Here is a 9,303-nt window from a genome sequence, read left to right on the forward strand (position 1 = left end):
CCTACCGCATTTATAAAGAAACCGCTACAGAAGAACTTAAAAAAACCCATATTATAGATCACGATTCATCTACTTATGGCGGTTCGGGTAAAAAAACCGTTATTTTGGATGTTAAAAATGTGGATGTTATCCCCGAAATTGTAGGCTGCTCTATCGCTTTGCGCAAGGGCGAAGAACAGGCATCTGGCAACTTTTTTATCCTGAGCTGTGGTTTCGGTACATTTGAATCGGTGTTAAGTATGGATTCGGGCGTGGTTGAGCAAAGTATGATCAGTACACATGGCTTACGTTATGCCATCAACTACATGATCAATGAGTTATCTAAAAATCATTACCTGGAATTAAGAACTGCGCATACATTGGATGAGGCTTTCCAAAAGGGCCATTTGTTTATCGACAAGAAAAATGTTGATGTAAGAGAAATCCGCAAAAATGCGTTAAAGTCATATTACAACGAGGTTATCTCGCCAAACCTGCGTAACGTAATTACCGATAAAAACTTGAGCCGCGCCAACAAAATATACTTATGCGGTGGCGGTATGTACTACCAGGATCTGGTAGATTGTTTTAAAGCTGAGTTTGGTGATGTAGCACAAATTGAAGTAGTAAGCGATCCGGCTGCATTGGCAAGTAAGGGTTACGCTTTAAACTCATTACGTATATCAGGCGGACTTGAAAAATCTTCAATTGGGATTGATATCGGTAATTCAACAACTGTTGTTACCCGATTTGCGGCCGAACAATAAGTAAATGCTAAAATTTTTCAGGAAGGCACCGCAGAAGCCGGTAATAAACTCTTTGAGTAATATTAACGCTTTGGTGATGGAGGGAACTGACTACCTGTCTGACAGGGTGATTTTTCTTGACCAAAAATTAACGGGAAATTTATTTTGTTCCGAAAATATTTTCATCGAAAAAGATGGCCGTTTAGACGGTAATATATGCTCCAAACATTTAGTTGTAGGGGGTGTTGTAAACGGTAATATATCAGCAACCGAATTGCTGGAGATAACCAAAACCGCTGTTATAAAAGGGAAGGTACGAGCTACATCAATATGTATTGAACCGGGTGCGATTGTAAATGGCGCAATAACTATTGGCGAAGACAAAGCAGCAATTACCACACTTGCCCAGCGCATAAAAAAACATACAGCCGAAGAATATGCTGAGGCAAGGGCGCTGGATGAAGCCGCTATTGCCGCAGCGAACAACCCTATAACGGTTGAAACTAAACAGGAACCCGAACCACAAGTTATTAAGCAGCCTGAACAAAAGCCAATTGTTGCTGAACAGAAAGTTGAACCTAAAGAGGCACTACAGGTTAAAGAAGAATCTAAACCCATTGTTACACCACCGCTTCCCGCTGCCGAACAAATTATAAGTGACGAACCGGTTAAAAAGCCGGCATCAACACCAACTCCACGACCATCAGATAAGCCTAAGGATGATAATAATATTCAACGTTGGTGGTAACTTTATGCCGATTTTTTAGCTTTAGTAGTTTTTGATTTTGGCACTTTAACCTCGGCTACAGATAATTCGGCTAATACAGTTTTACCACCTTTGACCACCTGGCCAATTTCTACATTAACTTTGGTACCTAAGGGCAAAAAGAGGTCAACACGCGAGCCAAATTTAATAAAGCCAAATTCGGCACCCTGCTCTACCACATCGCCTTCTTTTACGTACCAAACAATACGGCGGGCCAAAGCCCCTGCAATTTGGCGGAACAATACCTGCACGCCGTTGCTATTTTCAGTAACAACGGTAGTGCGCTCATTTTCTGTAGAAGATTTTGGGTGCCAGGCTACCAAATATTTACCCGGATGATATTTAAAGTATTTAACCACACCACTAATAGGGTTACGGTTAATATGCACGTTTATGGGCGACATAAAAACAGACACCTGTATGCGCCTGTCCTTTAAAAACTCGGGTTCATCGGCTTCTTCAATTACTACTACTTTACCATCGGCAGGGCAAAGTACCAGCGTTTCATCTTTATCTATTTCAATATAGGGATTTCGGAAAAATTGCAGTATGATAATAAACAGCGCGAAAGAAAATATATACACTAACCACTTTACAAAAATGGCAGCAGGAAAGTAAAATTGTATAAATGCATTTAAAACAAATATGAACAGGATGCACAGTGCTATAGATGTATACCCTTCTTTATGGATGGTCATTTTTTTCATGGTTAGGCAAAATTACTATTTTATGATTATGAAATACACATATAAATAAGTGTATACAATAGGTGCCGCAATAAGCAGGCCATCAAAACGGTCCAGCAAACCACCGTGCCCGGGTAGTAAACCGCCTGAGTCCTTTACATCAATGCTGCGTTTAAACATGGATTCTACTAAGTCGCCAAGGGTGCCAAAACAGCTTATTAATACGCCAACAATAACCCATTGTACCGGAGGTATGTCAGCAAAATAATGGCTTATCCATAATGCAGCACCGGCAGTTATCAACATACCCCCAACAAACCCCTCCCAGGTTTTTTTGGGGGAATGCCTTTCAAACAACTTGTGTTTACCCAGTTTGCTGCCTACTAAATACGCGCCGGTATCATTGGCCCAAAGCATTAGTAAAAAAGCCATTGGGAAGTGAAAGGTGAAGCCCCCGTTTATATAGCCCAAAGCATGAAAAAAAGTAAAAGGCACTACAGTAAAAAAAATACCTAAGTAGGTGTATGCTATATTGGTAAATGGCGCGTCGTGCTTTTTAAAAAGCTCTTGAATAAATATAAAGCTTAATACCACCGGTAACAAAACGGGCAGACCGGTATGAAAAGCATCATGATGATAGTTAATAATTGCATAAACCAAGTATATCATCACCCCGCCTAATAGTCCGGTGGCCAGGTTGGGTTTAATGCTGCTTTTTTTAACGTTGCTGTAAAACTCCCACAGGCAAAAAGCACCAAGCACTAAATAAAATACATCAAACACATACTGCCCCAGTAAAACCGAGCCCAGCATCACTATAATAAAAAAGAAGCCGGTTATGGCGCGTAGTTTCATAAATTAAAATTGGTTTAGGGCCATTATCTCCACAGCCTTGCTAAAATCTTCCTGGTGAATATAAACCTCAATGGCACCAAATGATCGGTAAGCTGAGTCCTGTTTGTTAAGTAACACGGCATCAATACTGTTTTCAATAAGCACTTGCTTCACAATCTCAGCGCGGTAAAAATCTGTTGAAGTAAAAATTTTGATCCAGTCTTTTTCCATTAATCTGCCTGGGGTTGCTTGTTGCCCAACGCTATATATTGGTACATATATAGCAAAAATACTACAATTATCAGGCTAAAAAGGTAGCCGCTGTAATTAAACAGGTGTTGGTCATCGGGGTTTATCGTAATTTTTTTATGCTGATATAAATAGGTTACCACTACGGCGGTGCCGTTGTTTATAAAATGCCCCCATACTGCCGGCCATATACTTCCGCTCCAAACTACCAGATAGCCAAAAAGCACACCCAGCATTAATCGGGGTAAAAAGCCAAAAAACTCCATGTGGAAAGCGCTGAACAGGATGGCGGTTATCCAAATAGCAGCGTGATGGTTTTTTGTCCAGCGGGTAAATATGGTTTGTATTACTCCCCTAAACATAAATTCTTCGGCAATAGCAGTTAGCAGGCCAACCAGCAAAACATTTTTTATCATGCTGCCCAGGGTTTTCATTTGCAGCAATACGGTGGTCATTTTTTGGCCGATATCTTCTTTTTCACGCATCCAATCCTGCACAGGTTTTAGCGAGCCGGTAAGGTTTAGTTTTTGATTGATGTTGCTTAACAGCTCTATTAAAGGCGAGGATATAAACATGATGCAAAAAACCAGTACAATTAATATCCATGGAAAATTAACAGCGGGTTTCAAATAATCCTGCGGGTCTTTAACAATTACATAGGCAAAAAATACAGGGGCAGCAAATAGCGGAATGGTGGTGCTGATGATCTGTAATATCCATAAAGCGTTAATGGCATCGGGCGATGATAGGTTAAGCCGCGCTATCTGCATCAATACATCTATGCCATAAACAGCCATAATTACGCCCATACCAATTAGATATCCCAAGGCTATGAAACCTATCGAGAGCAAAATAAAGATCAAAAAGTAGTAAGGTGGTTGGCCTATCCTATTCTTGAAATATTTGTATAGTCTATACCAAAGTATCATTTAACGTAAATTTCGTATTTTTGTAGCGAAGATAAGCATGTCTATACAAATAGGAAATATTGATTTAGGGGAGTTCCCGCTGTTGCTGGCACCGATGGAGGATGTAAGTGATCCGCCGTTCCGTTATGTGTGCAAGCAACATGGCGCAGATATGATGTATACCGAGTTTATCTCGTCCGAAGGATTGATACGCGACGCGGCCAAAAGCCGAAAGAAACTAGACATATTTGAATATGAGCGCCCCATAGGCATCCAGATATTTGGCAGTGATATTGAGCACATGCGCGAAGCCTCGGCTATATCATCACAAGCGGGTCCTGATCTGATAGATATTAACTATGGCTGCCCGGTAAAAAACGTGGCCTGTCGTGGTGCTGGTGCGAGTTTATTGCAGGATATTGATAAAATGGTTGCCATGACCAAAGCGGTTGTGGAGGCTACACACCTGCCGGTAACGGTTAAAACCCGACTGGGCTGGGATGATAATACCAAAAACGTACAGGAGGTGGCTATGCGCCTGCAGGACGTAGGTATAAAGGCGTTAACCATACATGGCCGCACCCGGTCGCAAATGTATAAGGGCGTAGCCGATTGGAGCCTGATACGCGAGATAAAAAGAAACCCGCAGATAGAAATCCCCATTTTTGGTAATGGCGATATCGACTCGCCCGAAAAGGCTGCTGCATGGCGCATGGAATATGGTGTGGATGGGATGATGATAGGACGCGCGGCTATTGGCTACCCCTGGATATTCCGCGAGATAAAACATTACTTTAAAACAGGCCAGCATTTGGATAAACCAACCATGGTCGAGCGTATTGATGCCTGCAAAACCCATCTGCAAAAATCAATTGAATGGAAGGGGCCAAAAACCGGCGTGTTTGAAATGCGTCGTCACTATGCCAACTACTTTAAAGGCATTGATAACTTTAAGGAATACCGCATGAGGCTGGTTACAGCCGGAACCTTTAACGAGTTGGACGAAATTTTGCAGGAGATAGAAAATTCCCCTAGGTTTTTACAAACTACCTCAGCTATAGAAGTTTAGCCGGTTGAAACCCACCCTTTTGTAAAAAAAGTACAGATTGAAGAAAATTATGTGCTTACAATGGCATAATTTTTAAATAGATGTATATATTTGAATAAAACGATTACTAATACATGGTTACTTATATAACAGAAGGTGTTAAGGTTTCAGTAGAAACCATTTATCAGCCGGAGTATTCTAACCCGTCTAACGACCATTTTATGTTTGCCTATAAGGTGAATATCGAAAATATGGGCGCTTACGCGGTGAGATTATTGAGCAGGCACTGGTATATTTTTGACTCAAATGGTGCCAAGCGCGAGGTAGAGGGCGAAGGCGTAGTTGGCCTGCAGCCTGTTATTGAACCCGGCCAATCGCACGAATATGTATCAGGCTGTAACTTAAAAACTGATATGGGCAGCATGAAAGGCGAATACCAAATGACCCGGCTGATGGATAACGCCATGTTTAGCGTACAAATACCGGAGTTTTATTTAATAGCGCCGTATAGATTGAATTAAGCCCCCGGCCCCCTGAAGGGGGAGTGGAAGATATAATTTAAAGGCCCTGCTCTGTTGAGTTGGGCTTTTTTGTTAGAATATAGTTGATGAGTACCCCAATGCACACGCCAACAATATAACTTAACAAATCGCCCCAGTTAAAGGTGCTGCCTAAAACCATGCGGCCAAATAAGGTTGCCCTGATGCTATCTATCCAGGGGGCTTTGTATAGCTGGCCAAACTCTATCGCGAAGCTAAAAAGCAAACTTACCAATGCTACAAACTTTACGGGTTTGTTAATAAACAACAAGCGCATTATAAAATACACCATGGTGGCCCATAAAATATCACCCACAAATAAGGGGATAACTTTAAAATGGCGTGATGCAAGACCGAGGATGATAGTGGCGATGAGGAAGATGAAATAATATACTCTTTGTTTAATCATATTTTTTTCATCTCGACCGAGGTTCCAGGAGAGATCTTATGTTATTGATAGGTCTAATGTATAAGATTTCTCACTACGTTTCGAAATGACACCTAAATTTAATTGTGTTAAAACAAAAAAAGCGCCTTGCGGGCGCTTTTGTATAGGGTAATTTGGTAATTATGCTGTAACGGGTTCAGCTTCCAGAGCCATTTGCTCGTCAACCAAAATACGTCCGCAATGCTCGCAAACGATTATCTTTTTACGCTGACGGATATCCGACTGACGCTGAGGCGGGATATGGTTAAAACAGCCTGAACACGAATCGCGCTGAATGGTTACCACAGCTAAACCGTTTTTAGCGTTATTACGCAAACGGTTGTAAGCAAATAATAAACGTTCGTCAATGCCTTTAGTTGCTTTATCAGCCAGGGTAGTTAATTCGTTTTCTTCTTTTTCAGTTTCTGAAGTAATAGTACCCAACTCCGCTTTTTTAGCATCAAGGTCACTTTTGCGCGCTTCCAAATCAGCTAAAGCTTTTTCGTAAACCTGGGTTTTGGTAGTTATTTCAAAACCAAATTCTTTGATCTTTTTCTCGCTAACCTGAATATCTAACCCTTGTATCTCAATTTCTTTCGAAATAGCATCATACTCGCGATTGTTTTTTACCTCGTTAAGCTGGGTTTCATATTTTTTGGTATTAGCCAGCGCTTCCTTGATCAGGTTTTTGCGGGTAACTATATCATCCTCCAAATCATCCAGTTCAGATTTGATTTTCTGTATACGGGTTTCAAGACCTGCAACATCATCTTCTAAATCGGCAACCTCCATAGGTAACTCACCTCTAACCTGGCGAATTTTATCTATTTTGGTGTGGATAGTTTGTAGTTCGTATAAAGCTTTAAGCTTTTGTTCTACGGTTTGTTCCATTATTATGACGGGATTTATACTTATTTCTTTTTTATAAACGGATGGCAAAGATACGAATTTTTTAAAATATTTTATAATTCATTTGTAATTTGCTCAGATTCAATGTTTATTCGGTTTCACCCTGTCATTTCGAGCATCGCGAGAAATCTATACATGTGCCAAGCGGAAGAGCGCGTGTATAGATCTCTCACTGCGTTTCGAGATGACAGGGAGGGTCAGTTAAACAAAATACCTCACCGGGTTAGTATTTACCGATGTTATCTTTAACCCCACAGCCGGGAATTTTTTATGTAATTGATCATACAGTAACTGCTGCGTAAACTGCTCGCTTTCGTAATGACCAATATCGGCAATAATGATCTTGCCTTCAGCATCAAAAAATTCGTGGTATTTATAGTCGGCAGTAATAAACATATCCGCACCCGCGGCAATGGCCTGCTTTAATAAAAATCCGCCAGAGCCACCGCAAACGGCCACTTTTTTTATGGGCTTGCCGGTAAGTTCGGTATGCCTTATAACTACGGCGTTCATCTTGGTTTTTACGGTATATAAAAAGCTTTTGGCGTCGGTTGGTTCATGCAACTCGCCCGCCATGCCCGAGCCTACTTGCTGGTGCTGGTTTGTTAGTGGGTACAGGTCATATGCCACCTCCTCATACGGGTGTGCCAGTATAAGCGCCATAATCACTTTACTTTCCAGGTTAACCGGGTAAACGGTCTCAATTTTTATTTCGCTTTCGGTATGGCGGGTACCGGGTTCGCCAACGTATGGGTTGGCATCTTCGTTGCCTTTAAAAGTGCCGTGGCCCTGGGTATTAAAACTGGTTTCGGTATAGTTGCCTATGTTACCTGCGCCCGCAACAAACAGCGCGTTGCGCACCTGTTCGGCGTGACTTAACGGCACATAAGTAACCAGTTTTTTTAAGATGTTATGTTTTGGCGATAAGATATGACAGTTGGTTAAGCCCAGTGTTTCGCAAATGCGGGCGTTAACGCCATCCAGCATACTATCTAAATTGGTATGTATGGCATAAAGGGCTATGTTGTTACGTATGGCTTTCTCCACCACGCGCTCCACGTAGGTTTTGCCGTTAAACTTTTTTAAGCCTTTAAATACAATGGGGTGATGTGATATGATGACCTGGCAATGCGTAGCTATAGCCTCATCAACTACAGCCTCGGTACAATCTAAGGATATTAAGGCCTGGGTTATATCCTGATCGGGATGACCTACGATGAGCCCGGCGTTATCATAATCTTCCTGGTAGGGCAGCGGGGCAAGGGTTTCTAAATAGGTAGTGAGTTGCGATAGTTTCATAGCGTTTATAATCCTATAAATATACCAAAAATCACATAAACGCGCAGAGGCGCTCCGAACGTATCGTGGCGTCTCTGCACTCATATATAGTGGTCGGGCGGTTGCCCTACGTAGTGTTAGTTAGCTTGCATTTTGGCTATCTGATAACTTTCAAAAGCCATTTTGCGATTATGTTCAGTTGTCAGGCTTTTATAATTTACCAGATCAACTATAGTCCCTATAAAGCACAAACCGCCCGTAAAGAAATATAAGATACCCATACCAATTTGTCCCAGCAAAAAGCGCTGTATACCGGCTACGCAAAAGAAACCTATTAAAGTAACCAGCATAATATCCTGCGGGTTTTTCCTTTTATCAGCGTAAACCATATTAAAATATCTTTTTTGGTTATCGGTAAGGTCGGCTGTAGCTTGCTGTAAAAAGCTCCATTCTTCTGGGTTCATTCCCGAGAAAGACATATAAGGGTTTTGATTGATTTCCATTGTTTTAAAGTTATTGTTTGTTTTAAATGATGATTCAAAACTAAGGTAACATTAAAATGTGGGCAATGCAAAATGGGCAAAACGGGATAAGAAATCGGTAAGGGTGGTGGTTTTGGCGGTGAACGGTTTACTATTGACTCACCCCGGTTTCATCCCGATAGTTATCGGGACTCTTTTGTTTAATTCCCTCTCTAGCATAGAGAGGGTGGTCCAGCGAAGCGCCGACCGGGTGAGTTTAAACGCGCGCCGTTGACTCACCCCGACTTCGCTCAGACGCTCGTCGACCCTCTCTGCTGCAAGCAGCAAAGAGGGTTATATATCTTTAGGGTTTTTGTTTAATTCCCTCTCTAGCATAGAGAGGGTGGTCCAGCGAAGCGATGACCGGGTGAGTTTAAACGCGCGCCGTTGACTCACCCCGACTTCGCTCAGAC

The 9,303-nt window shown here is 41.8% G+C and carries 12 protein-coding genes; 4 read left to right on the forward strand and 8 right to left on the reverse strand.

Going from position 1 to position 9,303, the window contains the following annotated elements; genetic code table 11:
• Positions 1–746, forward strand: a 746-nt coding sequence (locus ABI367_RS12875; RefSeq protein WP_462227217.1) for a hypothetical protein, incomplete at its 5' end; no start/stop codon positions are given.
• A 52-nt stretch (positions 747–798) separates the two neighbouring features.
• Positions 799–1,473, forward strand: a complete 675-nt coding sequence (locus ABI367_RS12880) for a bactofilin family protein (protein ID WP_462258086.1) — start codon at positions 799–801, stop codon at positions 1,471–1,473.
• A gap of 2 nt (positions 1,474–1,475) precedes the next feature.
• Here the strand turns inward: ABI367_RS12880 and ABI367_RS12885 are convergent, their stop codons facing one another.
• The 4 genes from ABI367_RS12885 to ABI367_RS12900 are packed head-to-tail and all read right to left on the reverse strand — an operon-like array spanning position 1,476 to position 4,087.
• Entirely contained in the window at positions 1,476–2,189 is a 714-nt protein-coding gene (locus ABI367_RS12885; RefSeq protein ID WP_462227228.1) for a phosphatidylserine decarboxylase family protein, read from the reverse strand.
• A gap of 24 nt (positions 2,190–2,213) precedes the next feature.
• Positions 2,214–3,032: a phosphatidate cytidylyltransferase gene (locus ABI367_RS12890; protein ID WP_462227219.1), complete on the reverse strand. Its 819-nt coding sequence runs from the start codon at positions 3,030–3,032 to the stop codon at positions 2,214–2,216.
• A 3-nt stretch (positions 3,033–3,035) separates the two neighbouring features.
• Positions 3,036–3,242 carry a putative signal transducing protein gene (locus ABI367_RS12895; RefSeq protein ID WP_462227220.1) on the reverse strand — a complete coding sequence of 69 codons (207 nt, stop codon included), beginning with the start codon at positions 3,240–3,242 and terminating at the stop codon, positions 3,036–3,038.
• The gene (locus ABI367_RS12900; RefSeq protein ID WP_462258087.1) at positions 3,242–4,087 is read right to left on the reverse strand and encodes a lysostaphin resistance A-like protein; all 846 of its coding nucleotides are present in this window, start codon (positions 4,085–4,087) and stop codon (positions 3,242–3,244) included. Before ABI367_RS12900 ends, ABI367_RS12895 begins: the two co-directional genes overlap by 1 nt.
• Before the next feature lie 139 nt (positions 4,088–4,226).
• Between ABI367_RS12900 and dusB the strand changes: the two genes are divergently transcribed.
• Together dusB and apaG are read left to right on the forward strand one after the other, a co-directional pair.
• Positions 4,227–5,237 carry a tRNA dihydrouridine synthase DusB gene (gene dusB / locus ABI367_RS12905; protein WP_462227222.1) on the forward strand — a complete coding sequence of 337 codons (1,011 nt, stop codon included), beginning with the start codon at positions 4,227–4,229 and terminating at the stop codon, positions 5,235–5,237.
• Positions 5,238–5,350: 113 nt separating this feature from the next.
• A complete protein-coding gene (apaG, locus tag ABI367_RS12910) occupies positions 5,351–5,737 on the forward strand; it encodes a Co2+/Mg2+ efflux protein ApaG (RefSeq protein ID WP_462227223.1) in 387 nt (128 codons plus the stop codon).
• Positions 5,738–5,774: 37 nt separating this feature from the next.
• Here apaG and ABI367_RS12915 read toward each other — a convergent pair whose 3' ends face one another.
• The 4 genes from ABI367_RS12915 to ABI367_RS12930 form a co-directional block, all read right to left on the reverse strand.
• Positions 5,775–6,164, reverse strand: coding sequence for a ribosomal maturation YjgA family protein (locus ABI367_RS12915; RefSeq protein WP_462227224.1), 390 nt, complete (start codon positions 6,162–6,164; stop codon positions 5,775–5,777).
• 159 nt (positions 6,165–6,323) lie between these two features.
• Positions 6,324–7,073: a zinc ribbon domain-containing protein gene (locus ABI367_RS12920; RefSeq protein WP_462227225.1), complete on the reverse strand. Its 750-nt coding sequence runs from the start codon at positions 7,071–7,073 to the stop codon at positions 6,324–6,326.
• 219 nt (positions 7,074–7,292) lie between these two features.
• Positions 7,293–8,390: a Nif3-like dinuclear metal center hexameric protein gene (locus ABI367_RS12925; protein ID WP_462227226.1), complete on the reverse strand. Its 1,098-nt coding sequence runs from the start codon at positions 8,388–8,390 to the stop codon at positions 7,293–7,295.
• Between the two features lie 116 nt (positions 8,391–8,506).
• A complete protein-coding gene (locus ABI367_RS12930; protein ID WP_462227227.1) occupies positions 8,507–8,872 on the reverse strand; it encodes a TM2 domain-containing protein in 366 nt (121 codons plus the stop codon).
• Positions 8,873–9,303: the final 431 nt, after the last annotated feature.

It is taken from the genome of Mucilaginibacter sp. (assembly GCF_039935595.1).
Classification (GTDB): domain Bacteria; phylum Bacteroidota; class Bacteroidia; order Sphingobacteriales; family Sphingobacteriaceae; genus Mucilaginibacter.